Raw genomic sequence first — 17,916 nt, forward strand, 5'->3', positions numbered from 1 at the left:
TGCGGGTTCAGGGGGTTTGGCCTGGAGCCAGACCCAGCGAGCGGACCATGCTGGGTAAGTGGCACTCGCCGTTTGCCTGCTCTTCGACACCCGGTCGGACCGCCTACTACGGGACCTGTGGTCACGACTGGAGGATGCGGGCGTCTCCACACTGGCTACCCACACGCATCGCCGCCATCACCCGCACTTGTCCTATGTCGTGCTTCGCAGCTGGGACCTGGCGCGAGCACAGCAGGCGCTCTCCGCACTTCCAGCCGCCGAGCCCTTCACGATGTCGTTCCACGGCACGCTCGCCTTCCCGCGTGGCCGGGCGGCGCTCGCGCCGGCGGTCACCGCCGACATGGCCTTGCGCCAATGGCGCATCGTTACCGCACTCAAGGCCACTGGAGCGGAGTTGCACCGCAACTACGAAACGGGCCACTGGGTGCCGCACGTCTCGGTTGCAACGCGCGCCCAGGGCGCCCAACTGGCCACCGTGGTCAAGGCGATCGCCGACGTCCTGCCGCTGACCGTCCGCGTCAACAGAGCCGCAATCGTCGACAGCGCCACGGGCCAGACCTGGCCGCTGCCCCACATCCCGTGACCCACGTGCTGAACGTGCGTTGTCCGCCGCGAAACGGCAGGGTGCGGTGCTCACACTTCAAGCTCGTCCGGAGTACTTGCTTGCAAGGCGGCGCTGAGTATCCGCAGGAGGTCGGCCGCCGCTGACCGCAACGGTTGCGCAGGCAACCCGAACTGTCGTGCCATCCTGATCGCATCGTGCATGGTGGCGAAGTTCCGCTGGCGCATCGCTTGGGTGATCACGAGGCCACACAGCATCGGGGCCATCATGCGCTTCTCTGCCTCGTTCCTGCGGTCGAACACGGGCAACCAGTCGCCCGGATGATCGTCGAGCATGGCGCGGAGCGCTCGCCACGCGTTGTCCGGGTACTCCGGTGCGACAAAGGCAGTGGGCGGCTGGACTTCGCCACGGAGCGTAACTGCACAGAGGAAGCCCATGACGAAAGCGGTGTGGTAGGAGGCGGCGCGGGCGTACCGCGTTCGCTCTGTGCCCGCAAGGCTGGCGAGGCGCTCAGGGTCGATGTTCCCGCAGGGTAGGAGGCCGACTTCGTCTTCGACGTGGGCGAGCACGTCGAAGGCGAACGCGGCCACGGGCGACCACGCCTCATGCAACTGGGGCCACGCCATCAGCAGTTCGCCGACGAGGTCGTAGTCGCCGTGGTCGAGGTATCGAAGGACCAGCGCTTCGACTTCGGCCAGGATCGCATCGCGGGTGCGGCCGAGCTCCGGGTTGGCTGTGCGGCCGAAGTCGGTGACGTAGAACAGCAGGTGGGTGAGCCCGTAAGGGTCCTCCCGGGAGCCGACCAGCAGGTCGAACGGGTGCGTAAGGACGGTGCCGGAAGGCGGGTACGACACGGTCGGAAGTCGACGACTCCACACGGAGGTGATCCAGCGGCGCTCCGCGAGCACGGTCGTGGGCTGATCGACGGCGTGGGAGAGGACGCGGGCGCACACGTCGGACGCGAACGCGTCGAAGGCGTCGTCGGGATGGCCCATTGCCGTAAGGAGTACGTGGGGAACGGCTCGCCGGAAGACTTGATCCGGATTCAAGGCCATGTCGGCGAGCGCTCGCGGCGACCGCACCAGCGGGTCGAGCTGCCGGACGAGGGCCGTGACACGGTCGCCTACTGCACTCGAGTGGCTCGCCCCGTGCGCCGCATAGGCGAGCATCGCAGCCTCCGCCACCACCTTCTCGGGCCCGAAGCTGAGCGCCGGCCGCACTGCGTCGTCGTACCCGGTCTCGCCAAAATCGGACACCGCGACAGCCGCGAAGTCCAGCGCGTTGACAAGACGCTGCTCAAGATCCGCTGTGGGCCAGACCGCGACGCCTGCCGCGGCCTGGCCCTGCGGCGTCGACTGATCGACGCAGAGCATTGTCAGCCGTTCTGCAGATCGACGGCCTGCGCCAGCCCGGCGCCACCGCGCAGGCCACCGAAGACATTGCCGAGGTCGTCGGCGCGGAGGAAGCAGGCGAGCATGTTGAACCGTCCGTAGATGACGCCGTGCAAGCCGTCGTCACGCGTCGCGAGCTCGGGGCCGATCTTCGACACGAACGCGCCGACGGCGTCGAAGTCCAGCGAACCCGACTCGATAAATCGAGCCGCGATGTCCTCGTGTGAGATTGAGTTGTGCATGTTCGTTCTCCTCTGTGAGCCGGCAAGCGAGCACCGGCAGGGTTGTGACCGGCGGCCGCCGGTATCAGATAGGAGAACGGGAGTGCGGCTCTGATACACACGCATGTCGAACAAGGGTGGCGGAGGCTCCGCGGGACTACTGCCCCGTCTTCATAGGAGCTCCGAGGCGCTCGGCCTCAGCGCGGAGTGGTCGGCTCTATCTGCGCGAGCTGTTGGGTCAGGTAGCTGCGCATCCGATCGCGAAGATCCTGCTCAACCTGCTGCAGCCGCGCGACCTCGGCCTCCAGAGCGGCCTTCTGCTCAGCCAGGTCGCCGAGCACGGTCGCGCGCTGCCGGTCGAGCTCGGCGCTCTGCTCTGCCCGCGCCTCCTCCAGTTCGGCGCGCACCCGCTCGGCCTCTGCGTGGGCCTCAGCCAGGACTCGGTCGGCCTCTGCACTGGCCGACGCCTTCAGTTGTTCCGCCTGAACCTGGCTCGACCCGGTGAGCCGGTCCGCATCGCTCTGCGCCTTGGCCGCGATCGAGGCAGCCTCGGCCCTCGACTCCGCGAGGAGCTCGTCGGCATTGCGGGCAGCGACCTCGAGCAGCCGGGCGACTGCGCTGGTGCCCTCTGCAGCCCGGCGGGCGTCCTGCTCTGCCATCGTCATCATGCCCCCTACGGATTAGTGCCACCGTACGGTCCGCGCGCCGGGCGACACAACGCCCCACTCAACCCGTACCGCAACTGACAATAAGGTGCGCCAACTCCTTGCAGGGACTGTCCGGCCTTTGTGGCGCTCGCGGGTCGAACTGCAGCGTCGAGTCGGTGGATCACCCTTGGTCCAGCGCCGGGGCGTGATGTGCTCTCCGGCGCTACGCTGAGCCGGTGACGGACACCGTCGCAGTCCTCGATCGCGGACGGAAAGCCTATGTGCGGGCGGCCTGGCGAGAGGCGTTTCAAGCGCTGTCCGAGGCCGATCGCGCGGCCGCTCTGTCCGCGCAGGATCTCGAGGCGCTGGGTCGGTCCGCGTACATGGTTGGTGACACGGACGCCTACGTGGCCGCCCTCGAACGGGCATACCGGGCGCATCTCGAGGCCGGTGCGGCGTTGCCCGCGGTCCGGCTCGCGTTCTGGATCGGCCACAGCCTCCTGTTTCGAGGTCAGACCGTCCCCGCCGGCGGTTGGTTCGCTCGTGCGCAGCGAATCTTCGACGAATCCGGCGAGGACGGCGCCGAGCGAGGCTGGATGCTCATCCCCGCCTGGTTGCAGCAGATGGGGATCGGGGACTATGAGTCGGGCTACGCGACGGCTGGTGAAGCCGCGGACATCGCCCGCCGCTTCGACGACGCAGACTTGCTCTGGCTCGCCCGCGGGGATCAGGGACGTGCCCTGATCAACATGGGCCGGGTAGCGGACGGGCTGCGACTGGTCGATGAGATGTTCGTCGTCGCCATCGAGGGCCAGCTGTCGCCCGTGGTTACCGGGATCGTCTACTGCAACACGATCGCGTACTGCGTTGACGGTTACGCCTTGGACCACGCCCGCGAATGGACCGAGGCGCTCACCCGTTGGTGCGAAGGCCAGCCGGAGATGGAGGAGCACTTCGGGTTCTGTCTCGTCCACCGGGCAGAACTGCATCACCTGAGCGGCTCCTGGGCGATCGCCCACGAGGAGAGCGAGCGGGCCGCGGCCAGACACACCGTTGCGGGCCAGCTGAACCAGCTCGTTCGGGGGAAGGCGGCCTATGTGCAGGGCGAGATCCATCGTCTTGCGGGTGACTTCGCCGCGGCCGAGAGATCCTTCCGCGAGGCGAACGCGTTGGGATTCGAACCACAGCCCGGCCTTGCCCTGTTGCGCCTGATGCAGGGCAGCAGGGATTCCGCCGCGGCCGCCATCCGGCGAGCGACCGGGGAGTCGACGCAGATGCTGCGTCGCGCCCGCCTGCTGCCCGCGTTCGTGGAAATCACCGTCGCGGTCGGCGAGCTCGATCGGGCCCGAGCGGCGGTCGACGACCTCGAGGCGATCGCGTCCACGGTCGGTGGCGCCGTCGCGGCGATGGCGGACTGTGCCAAGGGCGCGCTCCTCGTGGCGCGCGACGAGCCGCGGGAGGCATTGATGGCACTGCGACCCGGGCTGGCGGCGTGGCAGCGTCTGGGGGTCCCCTATGAAGCAGCCCGAGCCCGGGTTCTGATCGGCCTGGCATGTCGCGGCCTGGGCGATCACGACACTGCCGAGCTCGAGTTGGACACTGCTCGGGCGGCGTTCGGTCAGCTCGGCGCCAAGCCCGATCAGGCGCGGGTCGATGCGCTGGTCGGGCGCGACCGCATGGACGATGGGCTCACCGTTCGCGAGATCGACGTGCTCCGTTTGGTGGCGTCCGGCCGGTCGAACAGCGAGATCGCGGCGGCACTGGTCATCAGCGAGCACACGGTCGCACGCCACCTGCAGAACATCTTCGGCAAGCTCGGAGTCTCCACGAGAACCGCGGCGGCGGCGTACGCGTTCGAACACCGCCTGACCTGAGGCAACTACTCAATCCTCACCATCCCCGGGCATCGCAAGTTGGTCAGTTCCGTCGATGATCTGGGCCCCTGCCCGCTCGTACGGTCGTGACGTCCAACAGCCGATCAAGAGAAGGAGCAGGCCATGTACGTCGTCGTTCAGCACACATTCCTCAATCCCTCCGACGCGTTCTCCCGCGGCGAGAAGCTCATCAAGAACGAGGAAGCCCCTCACGGGACAACCGGGCTGCAGTTCTACCCGGCGCGGGACGGGTCGGGTGCGACCTGCCTGTGGGAGTCGAACAGCGTCGCAGACGTGCAGTCGTACGTCGACGACACGCTTGGCGACTCGAGCCGCAACCTCTGCTACGAGGTAGACGCTGCAAACGCGTTCGCCCGCCAGCCGCTCGGGATCGCCGAACGGCCCACACTCGTCACGCAGTAGGCCCCGCATGCAATGACGAGCAGTTGCTCGTCACACGACTGCCGCAGGATCATGGCTCCACATCCCGCGCCCGCTGCTCAACCCGCCTCGGTCACGCCGCAGCTGACCCGCGCAAAGAGCTGCGCCGCGCCCTCTGGGGGAGGGGCGCGGCGCAGCAGCTTTCAGGTGATCGCCAGGATCAGTTCACGTTCACGGCGCTCCAGGCTGCGGCCACGGCGGCCCGCTGGGCGCTGCCGGCACCGAACAGGTCGGTGGCGGCGTTGAGCGTCGCGGTGCGAGCTCCGGCGTAGTTGGTGCCGGAAGTCATGTAGACCGTCAGCGCCCGGAACCAGATCCGCTCGGCGTCGGCGCGGCCGATGCCGCCGATCGTCGAGCCGTTGCAGGTCGGCGAGTTGTGGGCCTTGTCGCCGATCACCTTCGGGCCGGAGCCCTCGGCGAGCAGGTAGAAGAAGTGGTTGCCCACGCCCGACGAGTAGTGCACGTCGACGTTCTTGGTGCTCGTGCTCCAGCAGGAGTGCGAGCTGCCGTCGAGGGACGGGTTGTCCATCCGCCGGAACCCGTCGTGCTGGGCCAGGTCGAACTCCTCACCGATGTAGTAGTCGGCGGGGTCGTTGGCGTTCGCGGCGTAGAACTCGACCATGGTGCCGAAGATGTCGGACGTCGCCTCGTTGATGCCGCCGGACTCGCCGGAGTAGGTCAGCCCGGCGGTGTTCTCCGTGACGCCGTGCGACATCTCGTGGCCGGCCACGTCGAGCGACACCAGCGGGCCGAACGAGACGCCGTCGCCGTCGCCGTACGTCATCTTGGTGCCGTCCCAGAACGCGTTGGCGTAGTTGTTGCCGTAGTGGACCCGGTTGTACGACCCACTGCCGTTGCCGAAGATGCCGTTGCGGCCGTGGACCTGCTGGTAGTAGTCCCAGGTCACGTTGGTGCCGTACTGCGCGTCGACCCCCGCCGTCTCCCGGTTGCTGTTCGAGCCGTTGCCGAAGAAGGTGTCCGTGCTGCTGAAGGTCGTGCCCGGCTTGCACCCGGACCCGAACAGCTGGCAGAACAGGCTGTCGGTCTTGTTGCCCATGTCGGTCGTGTAGGTGCCGCCACGGGTCGGGTCCTTGAGGAGGTACGACGTCCCGGACGGCGTCACCTCGAGGTCGACCGTGCCGCTGTAGAGCGAGCTGCCCTCACCGTCGGTCGTCTGGATCCGCTCCTCGCGCCGGATGACGTTGCCGGTGCGGGCGTCGACGTAGGTCAGCAGCCGGCTGGGGGTGCCGTCGGCGTGGCGGCCTCCGGTCGTGAACTCCCACGCGAGCCGGGGCGCGCCGGCGATGGCGTCGACAACGAGCCGCGGGCTGCCGTCCACCCGGAGCTTGCGGATCGACCGGGTCACCCGGTCGGTGGCGATGACGGCGAGCTCGGCGCGCGCCTTGCTGACAGCCGGGCGCACCGAGACGCGCACCGGGGCGTCCAGCGTCTGGCTCACCCCGTCCCACACCGCGTCCGGCCCCTGGTGGACCACGAGGTCACCGCCGATGACCGGCAGCCCGCGGTAGGACCGCTGCACGCGCACGTGCGTGCTGCCGTTCGCGTCGCGGATCGTGGCCGTGGCCCGGTATTCCTGGCCGGGTGTCGCTCGAGCGACGAGGGGGTGCGCCTTCAGTGAGGCGATGGCCTTCTCGGCGACCCGGTCGCCGTCCGGCTTGGCGGCGGCCGTCGTCGGCGCGCTGGAGGCGCCGGGCGGGAGGCCGAGGAGGAGGGTGGCCAACGCAGCGGCCGCGGCAGTCGCCGCAGCCAGTTGGGACCGAGATCGGGACCCGAGGTTCGACACGGTTGTGCTCCTTGCTCAGACGGATGCGGGCACGGACGACGTGCCCGGCGAGCAGAGAGTCCCACCGGCGTGCCGGCACGGCCAGGAATGGGCCGGTGCAGGTTCCTGCAGCGCAGGAACCTGCAACTCAGAGGTCCAGGTAGGACTCGAGCCCGACCGTGAGGCCGGGGCGATCTGCGATCTGACGGACGCCGGTCAGGACTCCCGGCGTGAACGAGACCCGGTCGAGCGAGTCGTGCCGGATGGTCAGCGTCTCCCCCACGCCCCCGAGCACCACCTCCTGGTGCGCCACCAGGCCACGGATCCGCAGGCCGTGGACGTGGATCCCGTCGACCACCGCACCACGGGCTCCGTCGAGGGCGGTCGACGTCGCGTCGGGCACCGGTGGGCAGCCGGCCTCGCGCCGGGCGGCGGCCACGAGCTCCGCCGTACGACGTGCGGTGCCGCTCGGCGCGTCCGCCTTGTTGGGATGGTGCAGCTCCACGATCTCGACCGACTCGTAGAACGGCGCGGCCAGCGCAGCGAACCGCATCATCAGGATCGCGCCGATCGAGAAGTTCGGCGCGATCAGGACACCGGTCGTCGGTGCGTCGCCGAGCCAGCCGTCGATGACGTCGAGCCGGCCCTGGTCGAACCCCGTGGTGCCGACCACCGCGTGGATGCCGTGGTCGATGCAGAACTCGAGGTTGTCCATGACGACGTCCGGGTGGGTGAAGTCCACGACCACCTGGGCACCCGACGACACGAGCAGGTCGATCGGGTCGTCGTGGTCGACGGCGGCCGCGAGTGCGAGGTCGGGCGCGTCCTCGACCGCCGTGCACACCGCGGACCCCACCTTGCCGCGGGCACCCAGGACACCGACCTGGATCTGACTGCTCTCCACGGCGTCCAACCTAGTGCGTGCGCATCTCGGCAGCCCGTCGGTCCCGCGCTCCGGGCGCGTGTTCTGGCAGGCTGGGCCCATGGCGGTGCAGACGATCCCGGCCCGGCTGCGGTGGGCGGTGGATTTCATCGACGTGCAGCCCCAGGACCACGTGCTCGAGATCGGGTGCGGATCCGGGCAGGCGGCGGACCTGATCTGCCGCCGACTCGAGGGGCGCGGGCGGATGTTCGCCATCGACCGCTCGGAAGCGGGAGTGGACCGGACCAAGCAGCGGTGCGCCGCGCACATCGAGGCCGGCAAGCTGACCGTGCGCCAGATCGACCTGGCCACGCTGCGGGTCCCGGTCAAGCGGCTGACCAAGGTCTTCGCGTTCGACGTCAACCTGTTCTGGGTGCGCGACTGCAAGGACGAGGTGGCGCTCCTGCACGAGCGGGTGCTCCCCGGCGGCTCGGTCAACCTGTTCTTCGACACCACCCGCCCCGATCAGGTGCCCGAGATCATCTCCAAGACCGCGGCGGCCCTCACCGAGGGCGGCTTTCGCGTCTACATCGCGACGTCGGACAAGCCGCCCGTCGTCGGGATCATAGGGAGACGTTAGAACTCGCGCCCGCCGACACGGCGCAAATTTCTGAGGCGGCTCGCTTCGCTCGCGAGGGAGAAATATCCGCCGGGTCGGCTACTGCGGCATTGCTCGCTGCGCTCGCCGCCGCCCGTGGTCGAGGTGTGCTCTCGGCTGTCAGGGGCCGACGATGGCAAGCAGCTCGGGCCGCCCGAACACGTCACGGCCCACGGCCCGGACGTCGTCGAGGGTGACCGCGTCGATCCGCGCCATCACGTCGTCGATGCCGAGGACGTCGGCATAGACGAGCTCGGCCTTGCCGAGGCGCATCATCCGCGATGCGCTGTCCTCGAGCCCGAGCACCAGTCCCCCGACCAGCTGGCCCTTGCCGCGGGCGAGCTCCTCGGCGGTGATGCCGTGGGCGGCGATGCGGGAGAGCTCGACCCTGACGACCTCCAGCACGTCGTCGAGCCGGTCCGGCAGGCACCCGACGGCGACGCCCACGAGGCCGGAGTCGGCGTAGTGACTGGCGAACGAGTAGACCGAGTAGGCCAGGCCGCGGTGCTCGCGCACCTCCTGGAAGAGCCGGCTCGACGTACCGCCCCCGAGGGCGGTGTTGAGGACGCCGAGGGCGAACCTGCGGTCATCGTCGCGGGTGACGCCCTCCGCGGCCAGCACCACGTTGACCTGCTCGAACGGACGGGAGATCCGGCCCTCGCGCCCGCTGACCCGGGGGTGCCGGCGGCTGGCGCGCGGGCCGACCGGCTCGGCCGTGCCCGCCAGGAAGCCGTGCCGGCCGAACGAGCGGCGGACGGCCTTGACGACGTCGGCGTGCTCGACCGCGCCGGCGACCGAGAGCACCATGTTCTCGGGGCGGTAGTGCTTGCGGTAGAAGCGCTGGATCTGCGCGCGCGTCATCGCCTCGATCGAGTCGGTGGTCCCCGCGATCGGGCGGCCGAGCGGCCCGCTCCCCCATGCCAGCTCGGCGAGCAGGTTCTGTACGACGTCGTCGGGGTCGTCCTCGTGCATCGCGATCTCGTCGAGGATGACGTCGCGCTCCGCGTCGACGTCGTGCGCCTCGAGGAGCGAGCCGGTGATCATGTCGCCGAGCACGTCGACCGCGAGCGGCAGGTCCTCGCCGAGGACCCGCGCGTGGAAGCAGGTGTACTCCTTCGCGGTGAACGCGTTGAACTCACCGCCGACGGCGTCGAGGGCGATCGAGATGTCGAGCGCCGACCGCTCGTCGGTGCCCTTGAAGAGCAGGTGCTCGAGGAAGTGAGAGGCCCCGTGGGTCGTCGCGGTCTCGTCGCGCGAGCCGACGCCGATCCAGACGCCGATCGACGCCGACCGGGCGCCCGCCATCTGCTCGGTGACGATCCGCAGCCCGGACGGCAGGGTGGTGCGCCGGATCCGCGAGGTCACGTGACCGGCGGCGTCGCGCACCGTCGCGAGGGTGCTGGTCGACGCACGCCCCGCCGAGCTGTTCGGGAGAGCCGACGGCCGGCCAGCGGTGCGCTGGCCGGCCGTCGTGAGGGACTCACTCACTGAAGGGTCACTCCGCGTCCTCGGTGACCTCGGCGTCGGCCGGAGCCGCCTCCTCGACCACCGGGACCAGCGAGAGCTTGCCGCGGTCGTCGATCTCGGCGATCTGGACCTGGATCTTCTGGCCGACCGAGACGACGTCCTCGACGCTCTCGACCCGCTTGCCGCCGGCGAGGTCACGCAGCTTGCTGATGTGCAGCAGGCCGTCCTTGCCCGGCATCAGCGAGACGAACGCACCGAAGTTCGTCGTCTTGACGACGGTGCCGAGGTAGCGCTCGCCGACCTCCGGCATGGTCGGGTTGGCGATCGCGTTGACGGCCTGCTTCGCCGCCTCGGCTGCCTCGCCGTTGGTCGCGCCGATGTAGACGGTGCCGTCGTCCTCGATGGACAGCGTCGCGCCGGTGTCGTCCTGGATCTGGTTGATCACCTTGCCCTTGGGCCCGATGACCTCGCCGATCTTGTCGACCGGCACCCGGATGGTGATGATCCGCGGAGCGTGGACCGACATCTCCTCGGGCTCGTCGATGGCCTCCGCCATCACGTCGAGGATCGCGATCCGGGCGTCCTTGGCCTGGGTCAGCGCGGACCCGAGGACCTCGGCCGGGATGCCGTCCAGCTTGGTGTCGAGCTGGAGGGCGGTCACGAACTCGCGCGTGCCGGCGACCTTGAAGTCCATGTCGCCGAACGCGTCCTCGGCGCCGAGGATGTCGGTGAGCGCGACGTACTGCGTCTCACCGTCGACCTCACCGGAGACCAGACCCATCGCGATACCGGCGACGGCGGCCTTCAGCGGGACACCGGCCTGCAGCAGCGACATGGTCGAGGCGCAGACCGAGCCCATCGAGGTCGAGCCGTTGGAGCCCATGGCCTCCGACAGCTGGCGGATCGCGTAGGGGAACTCCTCACGCGACGGCAGCACGGGGAGGAGAGCCCGGCGAGCGAGCGCGCCGTGGCCGACCTCACGCCGTTTCGGCGAGCCGACGCGACCGGTCTCGCCGGTCGAGAACGGCGGGAAGACGTACTTGTGCATGTAGCGGCGGTGCTTCTCCGGGGAGAGCGTGTCGAGCTGCTGCTCCATCTTCAGCATGTCGAGCGTGGTGACGCCCAGGATCTGGGTCTCGCCTCGCTCGAAGAGCGCCGAGCCGTGCACCCGCGGCAGGATGTCGACCTCGGCGTTCAGCGGCCGGATGTCGGCGAGGCCACGGCCGTCGATGCGGATCTTGTCGCGCAGGATGCTCTCGCGCACCAGCTGCTTGTTGACCGAGCGGAACGCCGCGCCGATCTCCTTCTCGCGGCCCTCGAACTGCTCGCCGAGCTGGGTGAGCACGCTCTCCTTGAGCTCGTCGGTGCGGTCGTTGCGCTCCTGCTTGTCGGCGATCTTCATCGCGGCGGCGAGGTCGCTCTTCACCGCGGCCTCGACGGCGTTGAAGACGTCGTCCTCGTGGTCGAGGAAGACCGGGAACTCCTGAACCGGCTTCGAGGCCTCCTTGGCGAGCTCCGCCTGGGCCTCGACCAGCTGCTTGATGAACGGCTTGGACGCGTCGAGACCGCCGGCGACGACCTCCTCGGTGGGCGCCTGCACGCCGTCCTGGACCAGGGTCCAGGCCGACTCGGTGGCCTCCGCCTCGACCATCATGATCGCGACGTCGCCGGAGTCGGTGACGCGACCGGCGACGACCATGTCGAAGACGGCGCCCTCGAGCTGGCTGTGCGACGGGAACGCGACCCACTGGCCGTCGATGAGCGCGACCCGCACGGCACCGACGGGACCGGAGAACGGCAGGCCGGAGAGCTGGGTCGACAGCGAGGCCGCGTTGATCGCCAGCACGTCGTAGGGAGCGTCCGGGTTGAGGGACAGGACGGTGATGACGACCTGGACCTCGTTGCGCAGACCCTTCTTGAAGGTCGGGCGCAGCGGCCGGTCGATGAGGCGGCAGGTCAGGATCGCGTCCTCGCCCGGGCGACCCTCGGAGCGGAAGAACGAGCCGGGGATCTGGCCCGCGGCGTACATCCGCTCCTCGACGTCGATCGTCAGCGGGAAGAAGTCGAAGTGGTCCTTCGGGTGCTTGCCGGCGGTGGTCGCCGACAGCAGCATGGTGTCGTCGTCGAGGTAGGCGGTCACCGAACCGGCGGCCTGACGGGCGAGCAGCCCGGTCTCGAACTTGACGGTACGGGTGCCGAACTTGCCGTTGTCGATAACGGTCTCTACGGCGGAGATGACGGGTTCAGTCAACGTTTGACTCTCTCGTTCGCGGTGCGATCCGCGACGGCCGCGTCTTGTGATCCGATCTTCGATCGAGGCATGCAGGACCCTGCTGGTTGATCAGGGGGCCTGACTGCCACTACCGAGGATCGGGACCGTGGTTGACGCGGATCGCTCCTGTGGTTGTTTGTTCAGTTAGGGGCCGGACCGCGATGGTCCTGCCGCATGTAGCGAAGGGACCCACCGTGCGGTGGATCCCTTCGCAACGATTCATCGGCGGAGGCCGAGGCGCTCCACGATCGAGCGGTAGCGCTCGATGTCGGTCTTCTTCAGGTAGTTGAGCAGCCGACGGCGCTGGCCCACGAGGAGCAGCAGCCCGCGGCGGCTGTGGTGGTCGTGCTTGTGCTGCTTGAGGTGATCGGTCAGGTGGCTGATCCGGTGGCTCAGCAGTGCGACCTGCACCTCCGGCGAACCGGTGTCGCCCTCGGTCGTGGCGTACTCGGAGATGATCTTCTTCTTGGTCTCCGCGTCGGTACCAATAGCCATGCTTGTTCGGGGTCCTTCCGGTTCGTTGCGCGGCGCGCCCGGGCATGTCCACCGGGGCACTCTGGATCCGCGGCCGTCAAACGGCAACCGGTCAAGGCTAACAGCGGTGCTGAACATCACCCAATCCGGGGACCGGCCGCCAGCGCCTCCTCGAGCAGGTCCAGGAAGCGGTCGTGGTCGGCCCCCAGAGCGACCCGGACGGGCGCGCCGACGGGCTCGTCGCCGGCGAAGGTGAAGCGGGTGGCACCGTAGGTCGTCGGGTCGGTCCGCTCCACCGTGGTCCAGGCTTCCCGGACCTCCACGACCGCGGGGTCGAGCAGGCAGGCGACGGCCAGCGGGTCGTGCAGCGGCGCGGCGCCGAGGGCTGCCATCGCCGGGTCCCGGCGGTACCAGTCGATCCTGGCGTCGACGAAGTCGGCGGCGGTGGCCGCGGCGACCGTCCCGACGGCCCGGAGCCGCGCGGTGTCCGCAGCGGTGAGCGGCGCCGAGAACGTCGCATCCATGGTGACGAGGAGGACGTCCCGGAAACCGGCGGTGAGTACGTCGTGCGCGGCCTCCGGGTCGCACCACACGTTGCGCTCGGCGTACGGCGTGACGCCGCTCTCCCGGTGCGTACCGCCGAGGACGACCAGGCCGCCCACCGCCTCGACGATGCCGGGATCGGCGGCGACGGCCGCGGCGAGGTTGGTCAGCGGTCCGGTCGGGACGACCGTGACCGGACGCGTCGTGCCGCGCAGCGTCTCGACCAGCCACTCGACGGCGGGGCCGCGGGCCGCCGTCGCCGACGCGGGGACCGGGAGGGTGGCCGGCAGGTCCGCCCGTCCGGTCGGCAGCTCCTCGAGCCGCGGCCGCACCGGACCGTTCCACCCGGGGTGGACGCCGACCCCGCCGACACCCCCGCGGCCCACCAGGTCGAGCACCCGCAGCGAGTTGTCGGTGGTGTGGCGGACGTCGTGGTTGCCCCACACCGTCGTGACGCCGAGCAGCTCGAGGCCCGGGTGCAGGGCGGCGACCATGATCGCGACCGCGTCGTCGGTCCCGGTGTCACAGTCGAGGACCACCGGGACCGACATCGCGTTCCACCCTTCGTCAGTACTCAGTCAGCGCCCAATCAGTGCTCCGTCACCGCCCGGCGACCGCGAGGGCCGGGTCCGGCTCCACCACCGGCGAACCCTGCGGGCGCCGCGGCCGGCGCGGCCACCAGGCCCGCTCGCCGAGCAGGACCAGCGCGGCCGGCAGGATCACCAGGCGCACCAGGGTCGCGTCGAGCAGGATGGCAGCCGAGAGGCCGACGCCCATCATCTTCATCTCCAGCATGCTCAGTGTCGCGAAGATCGCGAACACCGACACCATCACCGCGGCGGCACTGGTGATCACGCCGGCCGTCTCCGACACGCCCCGCTGCACCGCCAGCCGCGCGGGCAGGCCGCGCTCGACATGCTCGCGGATCCGGCTGACCACGAACACGTGGTAGTCCATCGACAGCCCGACGAGGACCACGAGGACGAACAGCGGGATCCAGTCGATGACGAAGCCCGGGCTGGTGAAGTCGAGCAGCGACTCCCCCACGCCGTGCTGGAAGACCAGCGTCATCAGGCCGAACGCCACCGCGACCGAGGCGAGGTTGAGCACGGTCGAGATCAGCGCGATCGGCACGCTCTTGAACGCGAACACCATCATCAGGAAGGTCAGCACGAGCACGAACGCGATGATCAGCGGCAGCCGGTCGGACATCCGCTCCTGCGCGTCGAGGGACTCGGCGGGTCCCCCGCCCACGGCCACCTCGGCGCCGGAGCTGTCGACGGACGCCGGCACCAGCTGGTCGCGCAGCATCAGGAGCGCCTCGTCGACCTCGTCGTCGGACTCCTCGAACGGCATGGCGAGCTCCAGGACCGACGTACGACCGTCGTCGGAGTTCTCGACCGGTGCGCTCGGCGCCCGGAACATCCCGCTGGCGGCCGCCCGGCGACCCAGGTCGTCGAGCTGTGCCGCGACCGCGGCCTGGTCGTCCGCCGGCGCCCGGACGACGACCTGCGCCACCGGACCCTCGGACGGGAACTCCTCGATCACGGCCTTGATCGTCTGCACCTCGGCGATGTCGCCGGGCAGCGTGTCGAGGTTGCCCGAGTGCGTCTTCATCCCGAGAGCCGGTACGGCGAGCGCACCCACGACGGCAACGCCGACGATCAGGGCGACGACGGGGTGCCGGAGCACCGGGCCGAGGACGCGACGGCTGATGCCGCCCTCACCCAGCCGACCGCTCAGTCGCCGGTTGAGCCGCCACAGCAGCGGCACTCGCGGACGGTCGACCCAGCGGCCGAGCTTCGCCAACAGCGCGGGCAGCACCGTGATCGAGCCGAGGACCGCGATCGCCACGACGAGGATCGATCCCATCGCGAGGCTGTTGAACGTCACGTCGGTCATCAGGAACAGGCCCGCCATGGCGCAGATGACCGCTCCGCCGGACACCAGGATCGAGTGCCCGGACGTCTGCGCCGCGATCTCCACGGCGTCTCGTGTGCTGCGCCCGCGGGCGCGCTCCTCGCGCTCCCGCTTCAGGTAGAAGAGGGAGTAGTCGACGCCGACGGCCATGCCGATCAGCACGATCATGCTGGTGACCGTGGGTTCGGCGGGGAACAGGTGCGAGAGCGGCGCGCTGATCCCGATCGTGACCGCGACGCTGGTCGCGGCGAGCAGCACGGGGATGCCGGCGGCGATGAGGGCACCGAACGCCAGCAGCATCAGCACCAGCGTGATGGGGAGGCTGATCCCCTCGGCCGAAGAGAGGTCGTCGGCAACCCGCTCGTCGATCGCGTCGTCGAGGGAGAGGTCACCGGTCTGCCGGACGTCGAGGTCCGGGAAGTCCGACCGCACGTCGGCGACGGCGGCGACGATCGGATCGGCGTCGTCGTGGTCCCGGGCGAGCTGGATCGAGATCAGCATCGCCGTGCGGTCCGGGTTCCACTGGGGCTCGGACACGCCGTCGACGCCCTCGAGCGTGCCGACGGCGTCGACCAGCCGGGCGCCGGCCTTCTCGGCCGTGGACTGGTCCAGGGGCCCGTCGGCTGCGTCGTCAGCGGTCACCAGTACCTCTTCGGAGTCCGGCGCGTCGAGGCCGGCCTCGTGGACCCAGCGGTCGGCACGGCCGGACTCCCCGAGCCGGTAGTCCTCGTCGGAGGCTTCCTGGGGCGAGACCGTGGCGGCGAGGCCGACCGCGATCGCGACGAGGAGGAGCCAGCCGCCGATCGCTCGCCAGGGGTGGGTGGCACTCCAGCGCGCCGCGCGCATGGACACCGAGGTCAACGGGTTGGGAGACATGACGATCCTTCGGTCGAGTTCTGTGGGACCGCTCCAGCCTCGCGATCGGTGGCGCCCGCGGCAGGAGCGCTGACACCCGGGTGAGAAGTGGTGCCTGCACCACCGATTCCCTGGCCGGCGTCGGGGAGGATGGCGACGTGTCCGACCGCCCGCTGCTCCCCGACCGCCCCAGCCGCCTCCGGCTCACGGGCTTCGCTGCCCTGCAGGCCGTGTCGATCGTGCCGCTGGTCGTGCTGTTCGCGTTGTGGGTGGTCGGCGGGGTGCTGATGATCGTGTGGGTCGGTGCGCTGCTCCTCGCGGTCGCGATCCCGTCGACACGCTGGCTGGCCAACGGCCACCGCCGGATGGCGGCCTCGGTGCTCGGCCAGACGCTGCCGGCGCCGTACGTCCCGCTGAAGGGCCGCCCGGTACTCAATCGGCTCCGCGCGGTGGCGACCGACCCGATGACCTGGCGCGACCTCGGCTGGATGCTGGTCGCGATGACCCTCGGCTTCGTGGTCTCCCTGATCGTGGTGGCGCTGCTGCTCGGTGTGGTGACCTTCTGGATCTGGTACTACGCCGTCGGTCCGCTGATGCGGCTGCGCGCCGCCGCCGACCGGTGGCTGCTCTCCCCCGGCGTCACCGAGCGCCTCGAGCGCCGGGTCGAGCAGCTGACCGAGACCCGCGCCGACGCCGTCGACCACTCGGCCGCGGAGCTGCGGCGGCTCGAGCGCGACCTCCACGACGGCGCGCAGGCACGCCTGGTCGCGCTGTCCTTGAGCCTCGGCATGGCCGACGAGATGTTCGACCGCGACCCCGACGGCGCCCGCCGGCTGGTCACCGACGCCCGCGAGACCACCGACACGGCGCTCGCCGACCTGCGCTCGGTCGTGCGAGGCATCCATCCCCCGGTGCTGGCCGACCGCGGCCTCGTCGGCGCCGTCCAGGCGCTGGCACTGGACATGGCGGTCCCGGTCCGGATCGACGTGTCGCTCGACGGTCGGCTGTCGGCCCCCGTCGAGTCGGCCGTGTACTTCGCGGTGGCCGAGTGCCTGGCCAACGTCGGGAAGCACTCCGGCGCCGAGAACGCGTGGATCCGCGTCGAGCACGCCGACGGCGTGCTGCGGGTGGAGGTCGGGGACGACGGGCGCGGCGGCGCCGACCCGACCAGCGGCACCGGGATGACGGGGATAATGAGGCGACTCCGCACCTTCGACGGCACCATGATGGTCTCGAGCCCGGTCGGAGGGCCGACGATCGTCACCCTGGAGGTCCCGTGCGTCTTGTCCTCGCCGAGGACCACGCCCTCCTCCGCGCCGGCCTCACCCAGCTCCTCGAAGGCCACGGATTCACCGTCGCCGCAGCCGTCGCCAACGCCGCAGACCTAGACGCGGCGCTGGCGGACGCCGACGTCGACGCCGCCGTGCTCGACGTACGGCTGCCGCCGATGCAGACCGATGAGGGGTTGCGGGCGGCGATCGCCGTGCGCAAGCAGCGGCCGGGATTCCCGGTCATGGTCCTCTCGCAGTACGTCGAGCACCTCTACGCCCGCGAGCTGCTCGCCAGTGGTGAGGGCTCGGTGGGGTACCTGCTCAAGAACCGGGTTTCCGACGTCGCGGAGTTCGTCGAGGGGCTCCAGCGCGTCGTGGCGGGCGGCACCGTCCTCGACCCTGAGGTGGTCGCGACGGTGATGGCCCGGCAGCAGCCGGTCGACCGGCTCAGCGCACGCGAGCGCGAGGTGCTGGCGCTGATGGCCGAGGGCCGTTCCAACGCGGCCATCGCCGAGCGGCTGATCGTCACCGAGAAGGCGGTCGCCAAGCACATCAACAGCATCTTCACCAAGCTCGACCTGCCGCTCGGCACCGACGACCACCGTCGCGTGCGTGCCGTGCTGACCTGGCTCCGCCTGTAGCGGCCACCGAGGAGTAGTGGCGCCGACGGGCGTG

At 70.0% G+C, this 17,916-nt stretch carries 16 protein-coding genes; 6 read left to right on the forward strand and 10 right to left on the reverse strand.

Going from position 1 to position 17,916, the window contains the following annotated elements; translation table 11 throughout:
* Window positions 1–58 precede the first annotated feature (58 nt).
* Complete coding sequence (locus SHK19_RS14165) at window positions 59–583, forward strand: 2'-5' RNA ligase family protein (protein WP_322455625.1); 525 nt, start codon at window positions 59–61, stop codon at window positions 581–583.
* Window positions 584–633: 50 nt separating this feature from the next.
* On the opposite strand, the gene SHK19_RS14170 is transcribed toward SHK19_RS14165, so the two are convergent.
* From SHK19_RS14170 to SHK19_RS14180, 3 genes are all read right to left on the reverse strand, one after another.
* The gene (locus tag SHK19_RS14170; RefSeq protein WP_322936603.1) at window positions 634–1,935 is read right to left on the reverse strand and encodes a DUF6895 family protein; all 1,302 of its coding nucleotides are present in this window, start codon (window positions 1,933–1,935) and stop codon (window positions 634–636) included.
* A gap of 2 nt (window positions 1,936–1,937) precedes the next feature.
* Window positions 1,938–2,195: a hypothetical protein gene (locus SHK19_RS14175; protein ID WP_322936604.1), complete on the reverse strand. Its 258-nt coding sequence runs from the start codon at window positions 2,193–2,195 to the stop codon at window positions 1,938–1,940.
* Between the two features lie 176 nt (window positions 2,196–2,371).
* Window positions 2,372–2,833, reverse strand: coding sequence for a hypothetical protein (locus SHK19_RS14180; protein ID WP_322936605.1), 462 nt, complete (start codon window positions 2,831–2,833; stop codon window positions 2,372–2,374).
* Window positions 2,834–3,057: 224 nt separating this feature from the next.
* Here SHK19_RS14180 and SHK19_RS14185 point away from each other — a divergent pair, with 224 nt between their 5' ends.
* Together SHK19_RS14185 and SHK19_RS14190 are read left to right on the forward strand one after the other, a co-directional pair.
* Entirely contained in the window at window positions 3,058–4,695 is a 1,638-nt protein-coding gene (locus SHK19_RS14185; RefSeq protein ID WP_322936606.1) for a helix-turn-helix transcriptional regulator, read from the forward strand.
* Between the two features lie 123 nt (window positions 4,696–4,818).
* Window positions 4,819–5,118, forward strand: a complete 300-nt coding sequence (locus SHK19_RS14190) for a hypothetical protein (protein ID WP_322936607.1) — start codon at window positions 4,819–4,821, stop codon at window positions 5,116–5,118.
* Window positions 5,119–5,296: 178 nt separating this feature from the next.
* On the opposite strand, the gene SHK19_RS14195 is transcribed toward SHK19_RS14190, so the two are convergent.
* Together SHK19_RS14195 and dapB are read right to left on the reverse strand one after the other, a co-directional pair.
* Window positions 5,297–6,940 carry a M4 family metallopeptidase gene (locus SHK19_RS14195; RefSeq protein WP_322936608.1) on the reverse strand — a complete coding sequence of 548 codons (1,644 nt, stop codon included), beginning with the start codon at window positions 6,938–6,940 and terminating at the stop codon, window positions 5,297–5,299.
* 127 nt (window positions 6,941–7,067) lie between these two features.
* Window positions 7,068–7,823: a 4-hydroxy-tetrahydrodipicolinate reductase gene (gene dapB, locus SHK19_RS14200; RefSeq protein WP_322936609.1), complete on the reverse strand. Its 756-nt coding sequence runs from the start codon at window positions 7,821–7,823 to the stop codon at window positions 7,068–7,070.
* Between the two features lie 79 nt (window positions 7,824–7,902).
* Between dapB and SHK19_RS14205 the strand changes: the two genes are divergently transcribed.
* Window positions 7,903–8,421 carry a class I SAM-dependent methyltransferase gene (locus SHK19_RS14205; RefSeq protein WP_322455633.1) on the forward strand — a complete coding sequence of 173 codons (519 nt, stop codon included), beginning with the start codon at window positions 7,903–7,905 and terminating at the stop codon, window positions 8,419–8,421.
* 138 nt (window positions 8,422–8,559) lie between these two features.
* On the opposite strand, the gene SHK19_RS14210 is transcribed toward SHK19_RS14205, so the two are convergent.
* The 5 genes from SHK19_RS14210 to SHK19_RS14230 all read right to left on the reverse strand — a co-directional run bounded on the left by SHK19_RS14210 (window position 8,560) and on the right by SHK19_RS14230 (window position 15,991).
* On the reverse strand, window positions 8,560–9,927 hold the full coding sequence (locus SHK19_RS14210; protein WP_322936610.1) for a M16 family metallopeptidase: 1,368 nt from the start codon (window positions 9,925–9,927) through the stop codon (window positions 8,560–8,562).
* A 7-nt stretch (window positions 9,928–9,934) separates the two neighbouring features.
* A complete protein-coding gene (locus SHK19_RS14215; RefSeq protein ID WP_322936611.1) occupies window positions 9,935–12,157 on the reverse strand; it encodes a polyribonucleotide nucleotidyltransferase in 2,223 nt (740 codons plus the stop codon).
* A gap of 240 nt (window positions 12,158–12,397) precedes the next feature.
* A complete protein-coding gene (rpsO, locus tag SHK19_RS14220) occupies window positions 12,398–12,673 on the reverse strand; it encodes a 30S ribosomal protein S15 (protein WP_369075847.1) in 276 nt (91 codons plus the stop codon).
* Window positions 12,674–12,789: 116 nt separating this feature from the next.
* Complete coding sequence (locus SHK19_RS14225) at window positions 12,790–13,746, reverse strand: nucleoside hydrolase (RefSeq protein WP_322936612.1); 957 nt, start codon at window positions 13,744–13,746, stop codon at window positions 12,790–12,792.
* Between the two features lie 49 nt (window positions 13,747–13,795).
* Entirely contained in the window at window positions 13,796–15,991 is a 2,196-nt protein-coding gene (locus tag SHK19_RS14230) for an MMPL family transporter (RefSeq protein ID WP_322936613.1), read from the reverse strand.
* A 137-nt stretch (window positions 15,992–16,128) separates the two neighbouring features.
* Between SHK19_RS14230 and SHK19_RS14235 the strand changes: the two genes are divergently transcribed.
* Together SHK19_RS14235 and SHK19_RS14240 are read left to right on the forward strand one after the other, a co-directional pair.
* Window positions 16,129–17,358, forward strand: a complete 1,230-nt coding sequence (locus SHK19_RS14235) for a sensor histidine kinase (RefSeq protein WP_322936614.1) — start codon at window positions 16,129–16,131, stop codon at window positions 17,356–17,358.
* A complete protein-coding gene (locus tag SHK19_RS14240; RefSeq protein WP_322936615.1) occupies window positions 17,247–17,882 on the forward strand; it encodes a response regulator transcription factor in 636 nt (211 codons plus the stop codon). Before SHK19_RS14235 ends, SHK19_RS14240 begins: the two co-directional genes overlap by 112 nt.
* Window positions 17,883–17,916 lie beyond the last annotated feature (34 nt).

Origin of the sequence: Nocardioides bizhenqiangii (assembly GCF_034661235.1) — a bacterium.
In the GTDB taxonomy this organism is placed as follows: domain Bacteria; phylum Actinomycetota; class Actinomycetes; order Propionibacteriales; family Nocardioidaceae; genus Nocardioides; species Nocardioides bizhenqiangii.